The organism is Microbacterium sp. UBA1097, from assembly GCF_002313585.1.
Classification (GTDB): domain Bacteria; phylum Actinomycetota; class Actinomycetes; order Actinomycetales; family Microbacteriaceae; genus Microbacterium.
Window position 1 is genome coordinate 14,419 of the sequence record NZ_DCBW01000022.1, and the last position, 21,596, is coordinate 36,014.

Annotated in this window: 20 protein-coding genes; 18 read left to right on the forward strand and 2 right to left on the reverse strand. The window is 66.9% G+C overall.

The window, feature by feature from the left end; translation table 11 throughout:
- The first annotated feature begins 139 nt into the window (after window positions 1-139).
- From B4F19_RS06405 to B4F19_RS06415, 3 genes are read left to right on the forward strand one after another with little or no spacing between them, the layout of a single operon-like run.
- On the forward strand, window positions 140-919 hold the full coding sequence (locus B4F19_RS06405; protein WP_292729750.1) for a CoA transferase subunit A: 780 nt from the start codon (window positions 140-142) through the stop codon (window positions 917-919).
- Between the two features lies 1 nt (window position 920).
- On the forward strand, window positions 921-1,574 hold the full coding sequence (locus B4F19_RS06410; RefSeq protein WP_228178075.1) for a CoA transferase subunit B: 654 nt from the start codon (window positions 921-923) through the stop codon (window positions 1,572-1,574).
- Window positions 1,571-2,755 (forward strand): acetyl-CoA C-acetyltransferase, encoded by a 1,185-nt coding sequence (locus B4F19_RS06415; protein ID WP_292729754.1) that lies wholly within the window; start codon window positions 1,571-1,573, stop codon window positions 2,753-2,755. Before B4F19_RS06410 ends, B4F19_RS06415 begins: the two co-directional genes overlap by 4 nt.
- A gap of 80 nt (window positions 2,756-2,835) precedes the next feature.
- Here B4F19_RS06415 and B4F19_RS06420 read toward each other — a convergent pair whose 3' ends face one another.
- Window positions 2,836-3,063 (reverse strand): hypothetical protein, encoded by a 228-nt coding sequence (locus tag B4F19_RS06420; RefSeq protein ID WP_228178077.1) that lies wholly within the window; start codon window positions 3,061-3,063, stop codon window positions 2,836-2,838.
- A gap of 105 nt (window positions 3,064-3,168) precedes the next feature.
- Between B4F19_RS06420 and B4F19_RS06425 the strand changes: the two genes are divergently transcribed.
- The 9 genes from B4F19_RS06425 (at window position 3,169) to serA (ending at window position 13,490) form a co-directional block, all read left to right on the forward strand.
- A complete protein-coding gene (locus tag B4F19_RS06425) occupies window positions 3,169-4,563 on the forward strand; it encodes an alpha,alpha-trehalose-phosphate synthase (UDP-forming) (RefSeq protein WP_228178078.1) in 1,395 nt (464 codons plus the stop codon).
- A gap of 123 nt (window positions 4,564-4,686) precedes the next feature.
- On the forward strand, window positions 4,687-5,505 hold the full coding sequence (otsB, locus tag B4F19_RS06430) for a trehalose-phosphatase (RefSeq protein WP_292733497.1): 819 nt from the start codon (window positions 4,687-4,689) through the stop codon (window positions 5,503-5,505).
- Window positions 5,506-5,514: 9 nt separating this feature from the next.
- Window positions 5,515-7,221: a dihydroxy-acid dehydratase gene (gene ilvD, locus B4F19_RS06435; protein ID WP_228178080.1), complete on the forward strand. Its 1,707-nt coding sequence runs from the start codon at window positions 5,515-5,517 to the stop codon at window positions 7,219-7,221.
- A gap of 45 nt (window positions 7,222-7,266) precedes the next feature.
- Window positions 7,267-9,069 carry an acetolactate synthase large subunit gene (locus B4F19_RS06440; RefSeq protein WP_228178081.1) on the forward strand — a complete coding sequence of 601 codons (1,803 nt, stop codon included), beginning with the start codon at window positions 7,267-7,269 and terminating at the stop codon, window positions 9,067-9,069.
- 3 nt (window positions 9,070-9,072) lie between these two features.
- Window positions 9,073-9,582, forward strand: coding sequence for an acetolactate synthase small subunit (ilvN, locus tag B4F19_RS06445; protein ID WP_228178082.1), 510 nt, complete (start codon window positions 9,073-9,075; stop codon window positions 9,580-9,582).
- A gap of 87 nt (window positions 9,583-9,669) precedes the next feature.
- Entirely contained in the window at window positions 9,670-10,695 is a 1,026-nt protein-coding gene (gene ilvC, locus B4F19_RS06450) for a ketol-acid reductoisomerase (protein WP_228178083.1), read from the forward strand.
- Window positions 10,696-10,812: 117 nt separating this feature from the next.
- The gene (locus B4F19_RS06455) at window positions 10,813-11,340 is read left to right on the forward strand and encodes a DNA polymerase III subunit gamma/tau (RefSeq protein ID WP_228178084.1); all 528 of its coding nucleotides are present in this window, start codon (window positions 10,813-10,815) and stop codon (window positions 11,338-11,340) included.
- The gene (locus B4F19_RS06460; RefSeq protein ID WP_228178085.1) at window positions 11,337-11,735 is read left to right on the forward strand and encodes a bacitracin resistance protein; all 399 of its coding nucleotides are present in this window, start codon (window positions 11,337-11,339) and stop codon (window positions 11,733-11,735) included. Before B4F19_RS06455 ends, B4F19_RS06460 begins: the two co-directional genes overlap by 4 nt.
- A 150-nt stretch (window positions 11,736-11,885) precedes the next feature.
- Window positions 11,886-13,490, forward strand: a complete 1,605-nt coding sequence (gene serA / locus B4F19_RS06465; RefSeq protein ID WP_228178086.1) for a phosphoglycerate dehydrogenase — start codon at window positions 11,886-11,888, stop codon at window positions 13,488-13,490.
- A 14-nt stretch (window positions 13,491-13,504) separates the two neighbouring features.
- On the opposite strand, the gene B4F19_RS06470 is transcribed toward serA, so the two are convergent.
- A complete protein-coding gene (locus tag B4F19_RS06470; RefSeq protein WP_228178087.1) occupies window positions 13,505-14,056 on the reverse strand; it encodes a TetR/AcrR family transcriptional regulator in 552 nt (183 codons plus the stop codon).
- A 78-nt stretch (window positions 14,057-14,134) separates the two neighbouring features.
- Between B4F19_RS06470 and B4F19_RS06475 the strand changes: the two genes are divergently transcribed.
- From B4F19_RS06475 to gltX, 6 genes are all read left to right on the forward strand, one after another.
- Window positions 14,135-15,745, forward strand: coding sequence for an MFS transporter (locus B4F19_RS06475; protein ID WP_228178088.1), 1,611 nt, complete (start codon window positions 14,135-14,137; stop codon window positions 15,743-15,745).
- Window positions 15,708-16,760 (forward strand): 3-isopropylmalate dehydrogenase, encoded by a 1,053-nt coding sequence (locus tag B4F19_RS06480; protein ID WP_292726885.1) that lies wholly within the window; start codon window positions 15,708-15,710, stop codon window positions 16,758-16,760. The genes B4F19_RS06475 and B4F19_RS06480 overlap by 38 nt, the downstream gene beginning before the upstream one ends.
- Window positions 16,761-16,832: 72 nt before the next feature.
- Window positions 16,833-17,951: a branched-chain amino acid aminotransferase gene (locus B4F19_RS06485; RefSeq protein ID WP_292726888.1), complete on the forward strand. Its 1,119-nt coding sequence runs from the start codon at window positions 16,833-16,835 to the stop codon at window positions 17,949-17,951.
- Complete coding sequence (locus B4F19_RS06490; RefSeq protein ID WP_228178090.1) at window positions 17,948-18,727, forward strand: fumarylacetoacetate hydrolase family protein; 780 nt, start codon at window positions 17,948-17,950, stop codon at window positions 18,725-18,727. Before B4F19_RS06485 ends, B4F19_RS06490 begins: the two co-directional genes overlap by 4 nt.
- 2 nt (window positions 18,728-18,729) lie before the next feature.
- The gene (locus B4F19_RS06495) at window positions 18,730-19,977 is read left to right on the forward strand and encodes an MFS transporter (protein ID WP_292733508.1); all 1,248 of its coding nucleotides are present in this window, start codon (window positions 18,730-18,732) and stop codon (window positions 19,975-19,977) included.
- 51 nt (window positions 19,978-20,028) lie between these two features.
- Window positions 20,029-21,549 (forward strand): glutamate--tRNA ligase, encoded by a 1,521-nt coding sequence (gltX, locus tag B4F19_RS06500; protein ID WP_292733502.1) that lies wholly within the window; start codon window positions 20,029-20,031, stop codon window positions 21,547-21,549.
- The last annotated feature ends 47 nt before the right edge of the window (window positions 21,550-21,596 follow it).

The following is a 21,596-nucleotide window of genomic DNA, read 5'->3' on the forward strand; positions in this document are numbered from 1 at the left end:
ATGTGGACGGTAGTCGTGGTGATGTCCACATCGCAAGCGGATGCTGGCGTCGGCGGGCGCCAGGCGGAGACGATGGTGGTGCGGCGAGCCATTCATGATGCGCCCCGCACCCGAACCGGCAGACCGAAGGAGTTCATCCGTGATCGACAAGACGTGGGAGTCGCCGGCCGCAGCCGTGGCCGACATCCCCGACGGCGCTACCCTCGCCGTCGGCGGGTTCGGACTGTCGGGCAACCCGATGGCATTGATCGAGGCGCTGCACGCGCGCGGCGTCGGCGACCTGTCGATCGTGTCCAACAACTGCGGGGTGGATGACTGGGGCCTGGGCATCCTGCTCGCCGACAAGCGCATCCGCAAGATGATCTCGTCGTACGTGGGCGAGAACAAGGAGTTCGAGCGGCAGTTCCTCTCTGGCGAACTCGAGCTCGAGTTGACGCCGCAGGGCACGCTCGCCGAGAAGCTCCGCGCGGGCGGCGCCGGGATCGCCGCCTTCTACACGCAGACCGGCGTGGGGACCCAGGTAGCCGAGGGTGGATTGCCTCGGCGCTATGACGGGTCAGGCGGCGTGGCCGTCGCTTCGCCGGTGAAGGATGTCCGCACCTTCGAGGTGTCGGGGCGCGAGCGTGAGTATGTGCTCGAGGAAGCGATCGTCACCGACTACGCCCTCGTCCACGCGCTGCGTGGTGACCGTCACGGCAACCTCGTCTTCAACAAGGCAGCTCGAAACTTCAACCCCCTCGCGGCGATGGCCGGCCGCATCTGCATCGTGCAGGTCGAGGAGCTGGTCGAGCCGGGCCAGATCGACCCGGATGCCGTGCACCTGCCCGGCGTGTACGTTCACCGCATCGTCGAGGTCGGTTCCGACATCGAAAAGCGCATCGAGCGACGCACCGTCTCGGTGACCCCGGAAGGAGCCTGAGATGGCACTCACCCGCAATGAGATGGCTGCCCGCGCCGCCCAGGAGCTCGCCGACGGCGCCTACGTCAATCTGGGGATCGGACTGCCGACCCTCGTGCCCAACTACGTTCCCGACGGCGTCACCGTCGTGCTGCAATCCGAGAACGGCATCCTGGGCGTCGGTCCCTACCCGCAGGAAGATGACGTCGACCCCGACCTCATCAACGCCGGGAAAGAGACGGTGACGACCCTGCCGGGCGCCGCGTTCTTCGATTCCGCGACGAGCTTCGGCATGATCCGTGGCGGCAAGATCGATGCCGCCATCCTCGGTGCGATGCAGGTGTCGGCCTCCGGAGATCTTGCCAACTGGATGATCCCCGGAAAGATGGTCAAGGGCCCCGGCGGCGCGATGGATCTCGTGCACGGTGCAGCGAAGGTGATCGTCCTCATGGAGCACGTCGCCAAAGATGGCACGCCGAAGATCGTCAACGACTGTTCGCTGCCGCTGACGGGCAAAGGCGTCGTCGACCGCATCATCACCGACCTCGCGGTTCTCGACGTGACACCCGAGGGCCTCGTCCTCGTCGAGCTCGCGCCGGGCGTCAGCGTTGCGGATGTCGCGGCTGCGACAGAGCCCGAGATCACCGTTTCGAGCGACCTTAAGGTGGAGGCATGAACCACGAGGATGTCGTCATCGTCGGTGCCGCACGCACCCCGCAGGGCCGGTTGAAGGGGCAGCTGTCATCGCTGCCGTCCACGGCGCTCGGCAGCATCGCGATCCGCGGCGCGCTTGAGAAAGCCGGGATCAGCCCCGAGGTCGTCGACGCGGTTCTGGTCGGGCAGGTGCTGCCCGCGGGCGCGGGCCAGAACCCCGCGCGCCAGGCGGCGATCGGCGCGGGCATCGGCTGGGATGTGCACGCATCCTCGATCAACAAGGTGTGCCTGTCGGGCCTCACCGCTGTCATCGATGCCGCCCGCATGGTGCGCCTCGGCGATGCCCGGGTCGTCGTAGCGGCGGGGATGGAGTCGATGTCGCAGGCACCGCATCTGCTCATGGGCTCGCGCGAGGGCTGGTCGTACGGATCGATCGAGGTGCTCGACCACATGGCCCACGACGGCCTCACCGACGCCTTCGACCGCGAGAGCATGGGCGGCTCCACCGAGCGCCACAACGCCCGTTACGAGGTCACGCGCGAAGACCAGGATGCCGTCGCCGCTCGCTCTCACCAACGCGCGGCAGCCGCGTGGGAAGCGGACGTATTCGCCGACGAGATCGTTCCGGTGGAGATTCCGCAGCGCAAGGGCGAACCGAAGCTGGTCACCCGCGACGAGGGCATCCGCCCCGAGACGACTGTCGACACCCTCGCGGGGCTTCGTCCGGCGTTCTCGAAGGACGGCACGATCACGGCGGGCAACTCGTCACAGATCTCCGATGGCGCGTCGGCAGTGATCGTCACGAGCCGAGCGCACGCGGACGAGAACGGGTGGCCGGTCCTTGCCGTCCTCGGGTCGGCGGGTCAGGTCGCGGGCCCCGACAACACCCTTCACGCCCAGCCCGCGCGGGCGATCCTCGCCGCCTGCGAGCGGGAGGGGATCGCCGCCGCCGATCTGGACTTCGTCGAGATCAACGAAGCGTTCGGTGCCGTGGTTGCGCGCTCGCAGGCAGAACTCGGACTTCCCGACGACGTCGTCAACATCCACGGCGGCGGCATCGCTATCGGTCACCCGATCGGGGCCTCGGGCAATCGACTTGTGGTTCATGCCGTCCACGAGCTGCTGCATCGCGGGAGCGGCACGGCAGCTGTCGCGCTGTGCGGTGGCGGCGGCCAGGGTGACGCGCTGATCCTCAAGCGCTGAGCGAACCCTGTCACGCCACCAAAGCCGTCATGCGATGAGCGGATGCCGCAGTTTCGGCATCCGCTCAGTCGTTCCCGCGGCTAGTCTTCGAGGCGTCGCGCGGCGGGGGAGTCGGCCGGAACGGGCTTTCCCTGGTCGATGCGACGCATGTCGACGATCGCGCCGATCGCCAGAGCAACGGTGATGCCCCAGTTGATCCACGCCAGCGCGGTACGCCAGGTGAAGGTGTCCTCCCGGAGCGCGCGAAGGAGCGAGAAGCCTGAGATGACTGCTCCGATGATGCCGGTGCCAAAGAGGTACTTGCCCATGCGAACCACGCTACACATCAGCTCGCCGCTGTCCACCCCCGGGGGTCAACCCGGCGAAGCGATTAGCCTGGAAGTGCCCGCGTCCGCCATCGTGAAGGAGCTCGCGTGTCGCAAGCTGATTTCGTCGTCGTAGCCAACCGCCTCCCTGTGGACCGTGATGACGACGGCGGATGGCGGCGTTCTCCCGGTGGTCTGGTCACAGCGCTCGAGCCCGTGATGCGCAAGACCGAGGGTGCCTGGGTCGGGTGGGCCGGCAAGCCGGGGCTCGAACTGGAACCCTTCGACTTCGAAGGCACACATCTCGTCCCCATTACTCTCAGCGCCGACGAGGTGCAGAACTACTACGAGGGGTTCTCGAACGACACGATCTGGCCGCTGTATCACGACGTGATCGCCGCGCCGCGGTATCGCCGCGTGTGGTGGGATGCCTACGTCGACGTCAACCGACGGTTCGCTGAAGCTTCGGCCACCGCAGCCGCCGAGGGCGCGACGGTCTGGGTTCAGGACTACCAGCTGCAACTCGTGCCGGCGATGCTGCGCCGGATGCGTCCCGACCTCACGATCGGCTACTTCCATCACATCCCGTTCCCGGCATACGGCCTGTTTTCGCAGCTGCCGTGGCGTCGACAGGTCATCGAAGGACTCCTCGGCGCGGATGTCGTCGGGTTCCAGCGGGTGGCGGATGCCGGCAACTTCGCCCGGGCCGTCAGGCGCCAGTTCCACTACACGACCAAGGCCTCGGGCATCACGGTTCCCCTCGAGGACGGCAGTACGCGAAACGTCCTCGCGAAGGCGTACCCGATCTCGATCGACGCGGAGTCGTACATCGAGCTCGCGCAGCGCCCCGACATCCAAGCCCGTGCCAAGGAGATCCGCGAGAGCCTCGGCAACCCCAAGACCGTGATGCTCGGGGTCGACCGGCTCGACTACACCAAGGGCATCCGACACCGCCTCAAGGCGTTCGGTGAGCTCCTCGAAGACGGCAGACTCAGCGTCGAAGACGCGACCCTCGTGCAGGTCGCAAGCCCCAGCCGCGAACGGGTGGAGGCCTACATCCAACTGCGCGACGAGATCGAACTGACGGTCGGGCGCATCAATGGCGACTTCGACACGATGGACCACACCGCCATCCGGTACCTGCACCAGGCCTTCCCGCGCGAAGAGATGGTCGCGCTGTACCTGGCCGCCGACGTCATGCTCGTGACGGCGCTGCGCGACGGTATGAACCTCGTCGCGAAGGAATATGTCGCCAGCCGCATCGACAACCGCGGGGTGCTGCTGCTGAGCGAGTTCGCCGGGGCTGCCGACGAGTTGGGGTCGGCGATCCGCATCAACCCCCACGACATCGACGGTATGAAGGATGCCATCATGCGCGCCGTCGAGATGCCGGGGACCGAACAGGGCCGCCGGATGCGCACGCTTCGCCGCCGCGTGCTCGATCACGACGTGAGCGACTGGTCCAAGTCCTTCCTCGAGGCTCTCGCGGCGGCGAAGCGCTAACCGCGAGTTGTCCTTCCCCCATGCGAGTTGTCCTTCCTGACCGCGAGTTGTCCCTCCCTCACGCGAGTTGTCCTTCCTGACCGCGAGTTGTCCCGCCCGATCACCCGAACGGAAAGAACCGAGATGACGAATCCCGACGCCAATCCCGTCTCCGACGCCCTCCCCGCCCCGGTGCTCGAAGCCCTCTCATCCGTCGCGGGTGTCCCGACCCTGCTGGTCGCCCTCGATTTCGACGGCACACTCTCGCCGCACGTGGAGGACCCGATGACAGCGCGGATGCTGCCCGCGGCCCGTGACGCGGTCCATGCGCTGGCCGCGCTGCCGAACACGGTGGTAGCCCTCGTGTCGGGGCGCAGCCTCGTCGACCTGCGGATCATTGCCGAGCACACGGATGACTCACCGATCACTCTCGCTGCCTCCCACGGTGCTGAATACTGGTTCCCCGGCGAGGGGCCGGTTGAGCCCGCCGAGGATGACGCCGAGCGCGGTCTCCGCGATCTGCTGCGCGCCCACGCCGAAGAGATCGCCTCGGACTACGAGGGCGTGTGGATCGAGCCGAAGACCTTCGGGTTCGGTGTTCACACCCGCAACGCAACCGAGGAGGCGGGGGAGAAGGCAGCAGCCGCCGTGGATGAGATGGTCGCTTCCGCAGCCCCCGACTGGCGTCGCCGGACCGGCAAGAAGATCGTCGAGTACGCCTTCCGGCACGAGGGGAAAGACAGCGCCATCGCGAACCTCCGCGAGCGGGTTCACGCCGACGCCGTGCTGTTCGCCGGTGACGACACGACCGACGAGGATGCCTTGCGCAGCCTGCAGTCGCAGGATCTCGGCATCCACGTGGGCGACGGCGAGACGGCGGCTCGCGTGAGCGTGCCCGACATCCCCGCGATGGCCGCCACCCTGGCCGAGCTCGCGGATCAGCGGCGCCACGCGCAGGAATAGACTTCGTGCATGGCCCCGCACGACAGCACCATTGACATCAAACCTCGGAGCCGGGTCGTCACCGACGGCATCGAAGCCACCACCTCCCGCGGAATGCTCCGCGCGGTCGGTATGGGTGACGAGGACTGGGACAAGCCCCAGATCGGCATCGCCTCGAGCTGGAACGAGATCACCCCCTGCAACCTGAGCCTGGACCGCCTCGCTCAGGGCGCGAAAGAGGGTGTGCACTCCGGTGGCGGGTACCCGCTCCAATTCGGCACCATCTCCGTCTCTGACGGCATCTCTATGGGGCACGAGGGAATGCACTTCTCTCTCGTGAGCCGTGAGGTCATCGCCGACTCCGTCGAGACCGTCGTCATGGCCGAGCGCCTCGATGGCACAGTGCTGCTGGCGGGCTGCGACAAGTCCATCCCCGGGATGCTGATGGCAAGCGCCCGCCTCGACCTGTCGAGCGTCTTCCTCTACGCCGGCTCGATCGCGCCCGGGTGGGTCAAGCTCTCGGACGGCACCGAGAAGGACATCACGATCATCGACTCGTTCGAGGGTGTCGGCGCGTGCCTGTCGGGCCGGATGAGTGAGGCCGACCTCAAGCGCATCGAGTGCGCCTTCGCGCCCGGCGAGGGTGCGTGCGGTGGCATGTACACCGCCAACACGATGGCATCCGTCGCTGAGGCGCTGGGGCTCAGCCTTCCCGGCTCTGCCGCCCCGCCGTCAGCCGACCGCCGGCGCGACGCGTTCGCCCACCGCTCGGGCGAGGCAGTCGTGAACCTGCTGAAGCTCGGGATCACGACGCGCGACATCCTCACCAAGGAGGCTTTCGAGAACGCGATCGCTCTCGCGATGGCTCTCGGGGGTTCGACCAACGTCGTGCTGCACCTGCTGGCGATCGCGCGCGAGGCTGATGTCGACATCACCCTGCACGACTTCAACCGCATCGGCGACAAGGTTCCGCACGTCGCAGACATGAAGCCGTTCGGGAAGTACGTCATGAACGACGTCGACCGCCACGGCGGCATCCCGGTGGTCATGAAGGCGATGCTCGACGAAGGACTGCTGCACGGCGACGCGCTCACCGTGACCGGCAAGACCCTCGCCGAAAACCTCGCCGACTTGAACCCCGACCCGGTGGATGGCACCGTCATCCACGGGTTCAACAACCCGATTCACGAGACCGGTGGCATCACGATCCTGCACGGCTCGATGGCCCCCGAGGGTGCGGTCGTGAAGTCCGCGGGCTTCGACAGCGACGTCTTCGAAGGCCCCGCACGCGTGTTCGAGCGTGAGCGGGCCGCCATGGATGCGCTCGAGGCCGGGGAGATCTCGGCCGGCGACGTCGTCGTCATCCGGTACGAGGGCCCGAAGGGCGGCCCCGGCATGCGGGAGATGCTCGCGATCACAGCTGCCATCAAGGGCGCTGGGCTCGGAAAAGATGTACTACTCTTGACAGACGGCAGATTCTCGGGCGGCACAACCGGCCTGTGCATCGGCCACATAGCACCCGAAGCGGTCGACGCAGGTCCGATCGCCTTCGTGCGCGATGGTGATCTGATACGGGTCGATATCGCAGCTCGCTCCCTCGACCTACTCGTCGACGAGGCTGAGCTGAGTTCCCGCCGGCAGGGCTGGGAGCCGCTTCCTCCGCGCTATACCCGTGGCGTCCTCGCCAAGTACACGCGACTCGTGCGTTCGGCATCCGAAGGCGCGACGACGAACTAGGCGTTCCTCTCTCGCAACTCTCGACATCCATCGCAAGGAATCATCATGTCTTCCGACATCGCCACGGCCGTGCCCCGGCCCCCCGCTCGCAGCGCCTCGGCGCCTGTGATGACGGGCGCTGAGGCGGTCGTCCGTTCGCTCGACCTCCTGGGAGTGTCCGATGTCTTCGGCCTTCCCGGCGGCGCGATCATGCCCGTCTACGACCCACTCATGGACGACGAGGCAGTTCGTCACATCCTCGTCCGACACGAGCAGGGTGCCGGTCACGCAGCCGAAGGGTACGCGTCGGCATCTGGCAAGGTCGGTGTTGCCATCGCGACGTCGGGGCCGGGGGCCACGAACCTCGTCACGGCGATCGCGGATGCCTACATGGACTCCGTGCCGCTGCTGTGCATCACGGGCCAGGTCTTCTCGAGCCTCATGGGCACTGATGCGTTCCAGGAAGCCGACATCGTGGGGATCACGATGCCGATCACGAAGCACTCCTTCCTGGTCAAGCGTGCCGAAGACATCCCCGGCGCGATCGCGGCTGCCTACGAGATCGCCTCGACGGGTCGCCCCGGTCCCGTGCTGGTGGACATCACGAAGGATGCCCAGCAGGCCGAGGCGCCGTTCATCTGGCCGCCGCAGATCGATCTGCCGGGGTACCGGCCGGTGACCAAAGCCCACGGGAAGCAGATCCAGGCTGCGGCTCAGCTGATCGCGGAGGCCGAGAAGCCGGTGCTCTACGTCGGCGGTGGCATCATCCGCTCCCGCGCTTCGGAGCAGTTGCTCGCCCTGGCAGAGGCTACCGGCGCGCCGGTTGTCACCACGCTCATGGCCCGGGGTGCGTTCCCCGACTCGCACGAGCAGAACCTCGGCATGCCCGGCATGCACGGCACGGTCCCCGCTGTGCTGGCGCTGCAGGAGTCCGACCTCATCGTGGCGCTCGGTGCCCGGTTCGATGACCGGGTCACCGGCAAGGCATCGCACTTCGCGCCGCACGCGAAGGTCATCCACGTTGACATCGACCCCGCCGAGATCTCCAAGATCCGTGCCGCTGACGTTCCGATCGTGGGTGATCTGCGCGAGGTTCTCGTCGATCTGGATGCGGCGTTCCGCGCGAACGCCGACGCGGGCCGTGCCGACACCAGCCAGTGGTGGGCCTACCTCAAGGGTCTGCGCAGCGAGTTCCCGCTCGGATACGCCCCGACGACCGATGGACTCCTGGCGCCCCAGAAGGTGATCCAGCGGATCGGTGAGCTCACCGGCCCCGAGGCCGTCTACGCAGCGGGCGTCGGACAGCACCAGATGTGGGCTGCCCAGTTCATCAAGTACGAGCGCCCCAACGCCTGGCTCAACTCGGGTGGGGCGGGCACGATGGGCTACGCGGTTCCGGCGGCGATGGGCGCGAAGGTTGCCGAGCCAGACCGCGTGGTGTGGGCGATCGACGGTGACGGATGCTTCCAGATGACCAATCAGGAGCTTGCCACCTGCGTTCTCAACAACATCCCGATCAAGGTTGCGATCATCAACAACTCGTCGCTGGGGATGGTGCGCCAGTGGCAGACGCTGTTCTTCAACGGCCGCCACTCCAACACCGACCTGAACACGGGCCACGGCACCGCACGCGTGCCCGACTTCGTGAAGCTGGCTGAGGCGTACGGATGCCTCGCCCTGCGCGTGGAGAAGGAAGACGAGATCGACGACGCAATCCGCACTGCGCTGGAGACCAACGATCGCCCCGTCGTCATCGACTTCGTCGTGTCGGCAGACGCGATGGTGTGGCCGATGGTGCCCCAGGGTGTCGGCAACAGTGAGATCCAGTACGCGCGTGAGCACGCCCCGACCTTCGATCAGGAGGACTGAGCCATGACAAGTCACGTGCTGAGCCTTCTGGTCGAAGACAAGCCAGGGCTGCTGACCCGCGTCGCGGGTCTGTTCGCTCGCCGCGGCTTCAACATCGAATCCCTCGCCGTGGGTGTCACCGAGGTGCCGGGGCTGTCCCGCATCACGGTGGTCGTCGACGTCGAAGGGCTCCCGCTCGAACAGGTGACCAAGCAGCTGAACAAGCTCGTGAACGTCATCAAGATCGTGGAGCTCGACCCCGCGGCATCCGTGCAGCGCGAGCACATGCTCGTGAAGGTGCGTGCCGACAATGCGAGCCGTTCCAGCGTGCTCGAGGTCATCAACCTGTTCCGCGCATCGGTGGTCGATTACGCTCCCGAGGCGATGGTCGTCGAGATCACCGGCGATAAGGGCAAGGTTGAGGCGTTCCTGCGCGCGATCGAGCCCTTCGGTATCAAGGAGCTCGCCCAGTCGGGCATGCTCGCGATCGGCCGCGGCGGCAAGAGCATCACCGAACGGGTCCTGCGGGGCTGAGAAGACCACGCCGATCCGCTCCCGGTCGTTGAGCGGGCTCGGCGAGAACAAACGACCACAATCGCACAGTCAAGGAGAGACACCCCCATGGCCGAAATGATCTACGACCAGGATGCCGACCTCGCCCTCATCCAGAGCAAGAAGGTCGCCATCGTCGGCTACGGCTCGCAGGGCCACGCCCACGCGCAGAACCTGCGTGACTCGGGCGTCGAGGTCGCCATCGCGCTGAAGGATGGCTCGAAGTCCGCGCCCAAGGCGCAGGAGGACGGCTTCGAGGTCAAGTCCGTCGCCGACGCCACCGCATGGGCCGACGTCATCATGATCCTCGCGCCCGACCAGCACCAGCGCGGCATCTACAACAACGAGATCAAGCCCAACCTCGCACCGGGCAAGACCCTCGCTTTCGCGCACGGTTTCAACATCCGCTTCGGCTACATCGAGGCTCCCGAGGGTGTGGACGTCATCCTCATCGCCCCGAAGGCTCCCGGCCACACGGTTCGTCGTGAGTACGTCGCAGGTCGCGGCATCCCCGACATCATCGCTGTCGAAAAGGATGCCTCGGGCAGCGCCTGGGAGCTCGCGAAGTCCTACGCGAAGGCCATCGGCGGTACGCGCGCCGGCGTCATCAAGACGACCTTCACGGAAGAGACCGAGACCGACCTCTTCGGCGAGCAGGCAGTGCTGTGCGGTGGTGTGTCGCAGCTGATCCAGTACGGCTTCGAGACCTTGACCGAGGCCGGCTACCAGCCTGAGATCGCCTACTTCGAGGTGCTGCACGAGCTCAAGCTCATCGTCGACCTCATGTGGGAGGGTGGTATCGCCAAGCAGCGCTGGAGCGTCTCGGACACCGCCGAGTACGGCGATTACGTCTCGGGCCCGCGCGTCATCGACCCGCACGTCAAGGAGAACATGGCGGCGGTCCTCGCCGACATCCGTTCCGGTGCGTTCGCCGAGCGGTTCATCAACGACCAGGACAACGGCGCCGTCGAGTTCCTCGAGCTGCGCGAGAAGGCTGCGAAGCATCCGATCGAGGCAGTCGGCAAGGACCTGCGTTCGCTGTTCTCGTGGAAGCAGCAGGACAAGGACTACGTGGAGGGCTCGGCCGCGCGCTGACCTTCACACCCTCTTCCGCCGAACCCACACCTCCGGCCCGAACCCACCTGTTCTGCGCGAGCAGCTCAGTGGGTTCGGGACGGGACGTGTGGGTTCGGTCATGGGTAGGCTGAACTCGTGAGCACCGACCGCGACGACGACGCCCTCTCGTGGGGGGATGACGACCCGACGCTCGACGCGGGTCCCTCGCTGCCCCCGGGTTACGTCGCCGTCGGCAAGGGGGGCGAGGCGATCACCCCGACGTCAGCGCCGGCCGCGGATGCCGAATCCGACTCTCGCTCGGATGCTGCAGCTCCCGCGCCGGAAGCGGAGCGGGCGGATGCCGACACCGACGACGCACCCGCAGCAGGCCCGAGCAACGCTGCGCTCATCATCCTCGGCGTCTTCGGCGGCGTGTACGCCCTCGAGAGCATCGGGTGGATCATCGGGGGCCTGCGGCTGCAGCAGTACGCCGAGTTCCTCGTCGCGCCGCTGGCCTATCAGGTGAGTCTGTGGCTAGCGGTGCTGACCCCGCTCATCTGGTTCGTCACGGTGTTGCTGCTGACCCGAGGCGGTCGGTCCTGGGTTCGGATACTGCTTCTTGTCCTCGGGGCGCTGCTCGTGCTGCCGTGGCCGTTCATCATGGTGGGGGCGATCGGACAGTGAGCGAGAACACAAACGAGCCCACCGAGACCTCGGCATCGTCATCCGTGACGGCATCAGCACCTGCCGAGCGCCGTACCGCGCTCCCGGTGTGGCTCATCGCCACGATCGCCGGCTTCTTCGGCCTGTTCTACGCGTACGCGGTCTGGAACGCCGTCGCCTTCCTGGTTTCGCAGGCCACCGGGCCGCTGGGGCTCAACGGTGGGGGATGGGCGCTGCTGCTGACAGCGATCGCATTCCCCGTCGTCGTGTTCGCCCTCGCCTTTGCCATCGGGTGGAAGCGACGCGCCGGAGCCTTCGCGCTCATCATGCTGTCGGGCCTGGGGATCGTCGCGGTGTTCTGGATGAACGTCATCGCCTATGCCGCCGTCTACGGCGCATCGCTTCTCGGAGGCTGAGCCGACGGGACCATCGGCACGTCATCTGGTCGGGACGGTGCGCGCGCCCGCGATAGGCTGGCGAAGGCCCGTCGTCATGGCGTGCGGCGTGGCATTCCCGTCATCCTGCGTGCGATTCACTCGTGCGCGTCTGCTCCGAAGGATCCACCCGTGTCCAAACCGGTCGTGCTGATCGCCGAAGAACTGTCCCCCGCCACGATCGAGGCCCTCGGTCCGGACTTCGACGTCCGAAACGTCGATGGCACCGACCGGCCCGCATTGCTTGCTGCTCTCGCCGACGCGGACGCCGTCCTCATCCGTTCAGCGACGAAGATGGATGCCGAGGCCATTGCATCCTCGCAGAAGCTTCGCGTGATCGCCCGCGCGGGCGTCGGGCTCGACAACGTCGACATCAAGGCAGCGACTGCCGCCGGCGTCATGGTCGTCAACGCACCGACGTCCAACGTGATCTCGGCCGCGGAACTCACCGTCGGGCACATCCTGAGCCTTGCCCGCCACATCCCCGCCGCCCACGCCTCGCTCGCGCAGGGCCAGTGGAAGCGCAGCTCGTTCACGGGCGCGGAACTGTTCGAGAAGACCGTCGGCATCCTGGGCCTCGGCCGGATCGGCGCCCTGGTCGCCGAGCGTCTGCGGGCCTTCGGTGTGCGTCTGGTCGGGTACGACCCTTATGTCACCCCTGCGCGTGCCCAGCAGCTGGGTGTCGAGCTGTTGAGCTTCGACGAGGTTGTGCGCGAGAGCGACTTCCTCACGGTGCACATGCCGAAGACGCCCGAGACGACGGGCATGATCAGCACCGAGCAGCTCGCGGCGATGAAGCCCACGGCGTACGTCGTCAACGTCGCTCGCGGTGGACTGTTCGACGAAGAGGCGCTGCTCGAGGCTCTCACCACCGGCCAGATCGCCGGTGCCGGACTTGATGTCTTCACCGCCGAGCCGCCCAAGCCCGACTCGGCGGCAGCGAAACTCGTCGCCCTTCCGAACGTCGTCGCAACGCCGCACCTCGGAGCTTCGACCGATGAGGCGCAGGAGAAGGCCGGCGTCTCGGTTGCGAAGTCTGTCAAGCTCGCGCTCGAAGGCGATCTCGTCCCGGACGCGGTCAACGTCGCCGGCGGCGTCATCGACCCGTTCGTGCGTCCCGGTATCGGGCTTGTCGAGATGCTCGGGCAGTACTTCACGGGCCTGACCCACAGCGCGTTGACCTCGCTGGACATCGAGGTTCGCGGGGAACTCGCCGCGTTCGATGTCAGCGTGTACCGGCTCGCGGCGCTCAAGGGCATCTTCACGAACATCGTCAGCGAGAACGTGTCTTACGTGAACGCGCCGCTGTTCGCTGAGCAGCGCGGCATCGAAACCCGCATGATCGTCGAGGCCGACAGCCCTCAGTACCGCAACCTCACCGTTCTGCGCGGCACCATGTCGGATGGCACGACGTTGAGCGTCGCGGGAACGCTCGCCGGGACGCGCATGGTCCCGAAGATCGTCGCCATCAACGGCTACGACATCGAGGTACCGATCGCCGGCCACCACGTCGTGATGCGCTACCAGGACCGTCCGGGCATCGTTGCGATCTACGCCAGGAAGCTCGGTGACGCCGGAATCAACATCGAGGGGCTCCAGGTCGCGCATCCGGATGCCACCGGGCGTGCTCTCTCGGTGCTCACGGTCGACGCAGCAGTGCCGGACGAGCTGCTCGACCAGATGCGTGAGGCGGTCGGGGCCGACCTGTTCCGTCAGATCGAGATCGTCGAGCCGTAGGCCTTCGGCCGCGGTCAGTCGCGCGGAGCGGTTGCCTGTGCGATGAGCTGCACCAAGGCATCCATCTCGGCGTCGCGGGGGACTGGCGTTGCCAGACCATCGTGCTGGAGGGCGTTGTTGTAGTAGACGCCGTCGCTGATGAGCATGACGAGGTCCAACGCCGTCTTGTCGGCGACATGCGGGCGGAGAGTGTCGGCCCAGCGCTCCCGGACAGTTCGGAGGGCATCGCTCGCGGCGCCCCGGCCGGCCTGCGCGAGGCGAGAGACGGCGAGGATCGCTCTGTCGAGCGCGGTGCCGTCCATCGCCGAGGTGCGCACGTAATAGGCGACGGGACCTTCCTCTGAGGAGGTCATGCGGGCGAGGTCTTCGTCGACGCACTTCTCGAGTCGGATGAGCAACGCCGCCTCGAGCGCCTCCTTCGACGCGAAGTGGTAGAGCAGGCCACCCTTGGAGACCCCGGCGGCGCGCGCGATGGCATCCATGGTGGCGGCGCGCTCGCCCTCGGCGATGAGGAGTGACTCGAATGCGTCGAGCACCTTCTCACGGGCGTGCGGGGGACGACTCATGCGTTCGATGCTAGCCAGGCAGTCTCCATGGCTGTTACTATACCAGCCAGACGGTATAGAAATTCTGACGGTGACATGATGACGACCCTGACCGAAGACATCCGCATCGCCGAAAGCGAGGGGCGTCCGGTGACCTGGCGTGGCTGGGCTGCGCTGGTGGTGCTGATGCTGCCCGTGCTGTTGATCTCGGTCGACAACACGGTGCTGAGTTTCGCACTGCCCGAGATCGCGCTCGCACTCGAACCCACCGCGGCGCAGCAGCTGTGGATCATCGATGCCTACCCGCTCGTGCTCGCCGGTCTGCTGGTGACGATGGGAACCCTGGGCGACCGGTTTGGTCGGCGGCGGATGCTGCTGATCGGCGCCACCGGATTCGCTACAGTGTCGGCGCTGTCTGCCTTCGCCCCCTCGGCGGAGTGGTTGATCGCGGGTCGTGCTGCCATGGGCCTGTTCGGTGCCATGATCATGCCGTCGACTCTGGCGCTGCTGCGCAGCATCTTCACCCTCCGCAATCAGCGACGCCTCGCGATCGCCATCTGGGCATCGATGTTCTCGGCCGGTGCGGCGCTCGGCCCGATCGTCGGGGGAGTCCTCCTGGAGCACTTCTCGTGGGGATCCGTGTTCCTCATGGCGGTACCCGTGCTCGTGCCGCTGCTGGTGCTCGCGCCGCTGCTGGTTCCCGAGAGCCGCAACCCGGATGCCGGACGCGTTGACGCCGTCAGTATCGTGCTGTCCATGGCGATGATGGTGCCGATCGTGTGGGCCATCAAGGAGTTCGCGGTCCACGGATTCTCACCGACGATTGTCGTCGCGACAGTTGCGGGCGCTGGTTTCGGCATCCTGTTCGTGCGGCGGCAGTTGCGCGCGCGCTCCCCGATGCTCGACATGCGGCTGTTCACGCGAGGCACCTTCAGCGGTGCTCTGCTGGTGAACCTGCTGAGTGTCATCTCGCTCGTCGGCTTCATGTTCTTCATCGCTCAGCATCTGCAACTGATCGTCGGCCTGTCGCCGGTGCAAGCGGGCTTCGCGCTCGTGCCGTCACTGGCGTCGGTCATCGTCTCCGGGCTTCTCGTCGTGCCCATTGCGTCGCGGATTCCACCGCGCATCGTGGTTCCCGCGGCGCTCATGTTCTCGATGAGCGGCTACCTCCTCGTCGCGGCGACAGCGGGGAGCGGTGACCTCGGCTGGCTCTTGCTGGCCAGTGTGCTGCTCGGCATCGGAATCGGTGCCGCCGAGACAGTGTCGAACGAGCTCGTCATGGCGAGCGCCCCGCCGAGCAAGGCGGGGGCGGCAGGCGCTGTCTCTGAGACGGCGTATGAGCTCGGCGCCGTGCTCGGAACCGCTGTGCTGGGCAGCATCCTCACCGCCTCGTACCGGTCGGGAATCGCGATCCCCGCGGGAGTGCCCACTGACCTCGCCGCGCAGGCGCGGGAAACGCTCGCCGGCGCCTACGTCACGGCGGGCGAGCTCGCTGCCCCCATCGCCGACGCGTTGCGTGCTGCCGCGGCAGCTGCCTTCGACTCGGGCGTTGCGGTCACTGCCGCGGTCGGGGCCGGTCTCGTGGTCCTGGCTGCCGTTATCGCGGCCACTACGCTGGGATCGGCGCCGTCATCTGTGAATCAGGCGGCGCGATCCGAGAACGAGGAGAGCAATGTCGCGCGAGGTGAAGCTAGCCGTCATCCCCGGTGATGGCATCGGTGTCGAGGTCGTCGCCGAGGCCATGAAGGTTCTGGATGCGGTGACCGCAGGCGGCGACATCCGGTTCACGAAGACCCCGTTTTCGCTGGGTGCCGCGCGTTACCTCGAGACCGGCGACACGCTCACGGATGCTGACCTCGAGGCCATAAAGCAGCACGATGCGATCGTGCTCGGCGCGGTGGGCGGCGTTCCGGGAGACGTTCGCCTGAAGGATGCGAACATCGAACGCGGACTGCTGCTCAAGCTGCGTTTCGAGCTGGACCACTACGTCAACCTGCGGCCCTCCAAGCTCTATCCCGGTGCCCCCGGCCCGCTCGCGAACCCCGGTGAGGTCGACTTCGTCGTCGTGCGCGAGGGCACGGAGGGGCCCTACGTCGGCAACGGGGGCGCAATCCGCAAGGGCACGCCACACGAGGTCGCGAACGAGACATCCGTCAACACGGCCTTCGGTGTTGAGCGGGTCGTGCGCTACGCGTTCGCGTTGGCCGAACGGCGCCGCAAGAAGCTGACGCTCGTGCACAAGACCAACGTGCTCGTGCACGCCGGCGGAATCTGGCAGAGAATCGTGCGCGAGGTGACAGAAGAGCACCCCGACGTCGCCGTAGACTATCTGCACGTCGATGCGGCAACCATCTTCCTGGTCACAAACCCTGACCGCTTCGACGTGATCGTCACCGACAACCTCTTCGGCGACATCCTCACCGACTTGGCCGGCGCCGTCACCGGAGGCATCGGCCTTGCCGCTTCGGGGAACATCAACCCCGACGGCGCGTTCCCCTCGATGTTCGAGCCCGTCCACGGATCGGCGCCCGACATCGCGGGTCAGCAGAAGGCCGACCCCACTGCTGCGATTCTGTCCATCGCGATGCTTCTCGACCACCTCGGGTTGCACGACGATTCCGCCCGCGTCACCCGCGCGGTGGAAGAGGACATTGCGTCCCGGGGCGAGGCCGCCCGCACCACAGCGCAGATCGGTGACGCGATCGTCGCCCGCCTTCAGGCGTAGCCTGGAGCCACTCGGCTCCTCGCTGTGCTGGGCGATTCCGACACCGCCGCGCTCGAACGACTGGATTTCGACATGACTCTTCTTGACACCGACCCCGACGCCGGCCTTGCGCCCCTGCAGTTCCAGGTGATGCGGAACCTGCAGGCAAAGACGGATGCCGAGCGCGAGGCGATTCTCGCCAACCCCGGTTTCGGTCAGCACTTCACCGACCACATGGTCGATGTCTGCTGGTCGGTCGGCGGCGGGTGGCACCGACCGCAGGTGAAACCCTACGGTCCGCTTTCGCTCGATCCGGCCGCAGCTGTGCTGCATTACGCGCAAGAGGTTTTCGAGGGCATCAAGGCCTACCGTCACGCCGACGGATCGATCCACACGTTCCGTCCCGACCAGAACGGTCGCCGCCTGCAGCGCTCGGCGCGGCGGCTGGCTCTTCCCGAGCTGCCGGTGTCGTACTTCATCCAGTCGCTCGAGGAGCTCATCGCGGTCGACGGCGCCTGGGTGCCCTCGGGCGAGAACCAGAGCCTCTACCTGCGCCCGTTCATGTTCGCCAAAGAGGCCTTCCTCGGCGTGCGTCCAGCCAACAAGGTCGGCTACTACGTCATCGCCAGCCCCGCGGGCGCCTACTTCAAGGGCGGTGTGACCCCCGTGTCGATCTGGCTCAGCGAGGACTACTCGCGGGCGGGCAAGGGTGGCACCGGGGCTGCCAAGACCGGAGGCAACTACGCGTCGAGTCTGCTGCCGCAGTCCGAGGCCTACGAGAACGAGTGCGACCAGGTGGTCTTCCTCGATCAGGACGGCAACGTCGAAGAGCTCGGCGGGATGAACATCGTCTTCGTCTTCAAGGACGGCACGGTCGTGACACCGCAGTCGGACTCGATCCTCGAGGGCGTCACACGCGACTCCATCCTGCAGCTGGCGGCCGACCGCGGCCTCCACGTGCAGGGTCGCAACATCTCGCTGCGCGAGTGGCGTGAGGGTGTGGCATCCGGTGACATCGTCGAGGTCTTCGCCTGCGGGACTGCCGCCGTCGTGACTCCCATCGGCGTGCTCAAGGGACGCGACTTCGTCGACCAGCAGCCCGTCGGCTCGCTCGCGCTCGAGCTGCGACAGGAGCTGACCGACATCCAGTACGGCCACGCCGAAGACCGCCACGGCTGGATGCACCGCCTCGACGCCCGCTCCCAGGCATGAGAATCGCGCGGTTCCGACACGAGGATGCGATCGCCTACGGCATCCTCGACGAGGGCGAGCTCGTGGTGCTCGCGGGTGACCCGATGTTCGCCGGCTACGAGACGACGGGGGAGCGCGTGCCGGTCGGCGAGGTCACGCTGCTCGCTCCGGTCATTCCGCGCTCGAAGGTCGTGTGCGTCGGTAAGAACTACCTCGATCACGCCGCGGAGATGGGGAGCGAGGCACCCGGCGAGCCGCTGCTGTTTCTGAAGCCCAACACGGCGGTGATCGGGCCGGACGAGCCGATCGTGCGCCCGTGGCAGTCGGAGCGCACGGACTACGAGGGGGAACTCGCCGTTGTCATCGGCCGTATTGCGAAGAACGTGTCGGCGGATGCTGCGCTGGACCACGTCTTCGGATACACGATCGGCAACGACGTGACAGCGCGGGACCTGCAGCGTTCTGACGGCCAGTGGTCGCGTGCGAAGGGCTTCGACACCTTCTGCCCGCTCGGACCCGTGATCGAGACCGAGTTCGACCTCGCGGGCGGCGCGACACTGACCACACGCGTCAACGGCGAGGTCCGTCAGCGCGGCGCGATCACCGACATGATCCACTCGGTTCCGGCGATCATCGAGTATGTGTCGGCTGCGTTCACACTGCTGCCCGGGGACGTCATCCTCACCGGCACGCCGGCCGGTGTCGGCCCGTTCGTGTCCGGAGACGTCGTCGAGGTCGAGATCGATGGGCTCGGCATCCTGCGCAACACCGCGCGGGATGCGGAGCCGCGCCGGTGACACTGTCTGACGGCTGGGTCGACGATCGCCAGGAGGCGAGCGAACTCGCCGGCATCCAGCGTCGGACCGTCTGGGTGCTCTCGGCAGGCCAAGTGCTCGGCGGGCTCGGGTTTGGAGCGACAGTCTCCCTCGGTGCGGTGCTTGCCGCCGACATCGCCGGTGACGAGTCGCTCTCGGGGCTGGCTGCGGCGGGTGTGACCCTCGGCACCGCCGCGCTGGCGGTGCCGCTTGCTGCCCTCGCGCGTCGGCGCGGACGCCGTATCTCGCTGGCGTCGGGCATGGCGATCGCGCTCGTAGGCGTTTCGCTGGTCGTGGTGGCGGCGGCCGTTCGGTCGTTCCCGCTGCTTCTGCTGGCCTTCGGGCTCGTCGGAGCGGGTCAGACCGCGAACCTGCAGTCGCGTTTCGCTGCCGCCGATCTCGCCACGGATGCCACGCGTGGCCGCGATCTGTCGATCGTCGTGTGGGCGACGACCATCGGCGCCGTGCTCGGACCGAATCTTGTGCAACCCGGCCAGGCGATCGGAGACGCCCTGGGGATGCCGCCCCTGACGGGACCGTACGTCTTCACGATCGTCGCGCAAGCGCTGAGCATCATTGTGTATCTGTTCGCTCTTCGGCCGGATCCGCTGCTGGTCGCGCAGACGGTGGCGCAGCGGCGTCGCGACCGGGTGGTCGAGCAGCTCGTCAAGCCCGACCGTCCGGTGTCGGCTCGCTACGCGATCTTCGCGAATGCCGCCGCACACGGCGTCATGGTCTCGATCATGGCGATGACGCCGGTTCACATGCTCCATCACGGCGCGAGTCTGACCATCATCGGTCTGACGATCAGTCTGCACATCGCGGGGATGTACGCGCTCTCGCCGGTCTTCGGCATCCTGGCAGACCGCGTGGGCCGCATTCCGACGATCATGGTCGGTCAGGCGCTGCTCGCGGCATCCCTGGTGACGGTCTTCTTCGGCGCGGAGTCGAACACGGCGGTCACCGTCGCGCTCATTCTGCTTGGCCTGGGGTGGAGCGCCGCGACGGTTGCCGGGTCGGCGCTGCTCACCGAGTCGTCATCGGAGGAACGACGCACGACGCGTCAGGGGCGCAACGACCTCTCGATGAGCCTCGTCGGTGCCGTCGGTGCGATCACCTCGGGCGTCGTCCTCGGATGGATCGGTTTCACGGGGCTCGCTCTGGTTGTCGGTGTCGCCGTGATCGCGACAGTGCTTCTCGCACCGTACGGTCGCATTCGTCAGGCTGCGTAGTCGTACCGAGGCGCGGGTGCGGCACCCGCTCCGGAACTAGACTTGATATCTATGCCCGGAACGCCGCATCCTGCCACCACGACCGCCACCGGATCCGACGTTCGGGTCCGCTTCTGCCCGTCACCGACGGGTCTGCCGCACGTCGGACTGATGCGGACGGTGCTGTTCAACTGGGCCTACGCGCGGCACAACGGGGGAAAGCTCATCTTCCGCATCGAAGACACGGATGCCGCCCGGGACTCCGAAGAGAGCTACAACCAGCTGCTCGACGCGCTGCGGTGGCTCAGGATCGACTGGGATGAGGGCGTCGAGGTCGGCGGTCCCCACGCGCCCTACCGGCAGTCCCAGCGCCACGAGATCTACCGCGGCGTGCTCGACAAGCTCATCGATGCCGGCGTCGTGTACGAGAGCTATTCGACAGCCGAAGAGATCGACGCGCGCAACGAGGCTGCTGGCCGCGCAAAGCAGCTCGGCTACGACAACTACGACCGCGACCTCACTGACGAGCAGAAAGCAGCGTTCCGCGCCGAGGGCCGTGAGCCCGCGTGGCGTCTACGCGTACCCGATCACGACCTCACCTACGTCGACCTCATCCGCGGCGAGGTCACCTTCCCGGCCGGGTCCTTCCCCGACTTCGTCATTGTGCGGGCCGGCGGCGTGCCCCTGTACACGTTCGTGAACCCGGTCGATGACGCTCTCATGGGCATCACTCACGTCATCCGTGGCGAAGATCTGATGCCCTCAACCGCACGCCAGCTCGCTCTCTATGACGCGCTCGTGACCGCCGGCGTCACCGACTTCGTGCCCCGGTTCGGCCACATGCCGCTCGTGCTGGGGGAGGAGGGCAACAAGAAGCTCTCCAAGCGCGACCCGAAGGCAGACCTGTTCTTGCAGCGCGAGAAGGGCTTCATCCACGAGGGGTTGCTGAACTACCTCGCCCTGCTCGGCTGGTCGATCGCTCCCGACCGCGATGTCTTCTCGCTCGACGAGCTCGTCGCCGCGTTCGATATCGCCGACGTCAACCCGAACCCCGCTCGCTTCGATCAGAAGAAGGCAGAGTCGATCAACGGCGACCACATCCGGATGCTGGAAGCCGAAGACTTCGCTTCCCGTCTGATTCCGTACCTGGTCGCCGCCGGGGTCGTGTCGGATCCGCTGACTGACGCGCAGCTGGAGATGCTCGCGGCATCCGCCCCGCTCGTGCAGGAACGGATGCAGCTGCTCGGTGACGCTCCCGGGTTGCTCGGGTTCCTCTTCACGGATGCCGTCACCTTCGAAGAAGACGCCCTCGCGTCTCTACCTGCCAACGCGGGTGAGGTGCTGGTGGCCGGTGTGGGTGCGATCGAGTTGATTCCCGAGGCGGAGTTCACTGCCGCCGCGATTCAGGAGTCCCTCGCTGCTGCGCTCATCGAGGGCCTCGGTCTCAAGCCGCGCGTCGCCTACGGACCGCTGCGGGTCGCACTCAGCGGCCGTCGCGTCTCGCCGCCGCTGTTCGAGTCCATGGAACTCTTGGGCAAGGATGCGTCGGTCCGCCGCTTCGGGGCACTCGTCGATCACCTCGCCGCGAGCTGAGACGCGCCGCTGCCGGGTCTGGTCGCCTTGCCTCACGTCAAGATGTC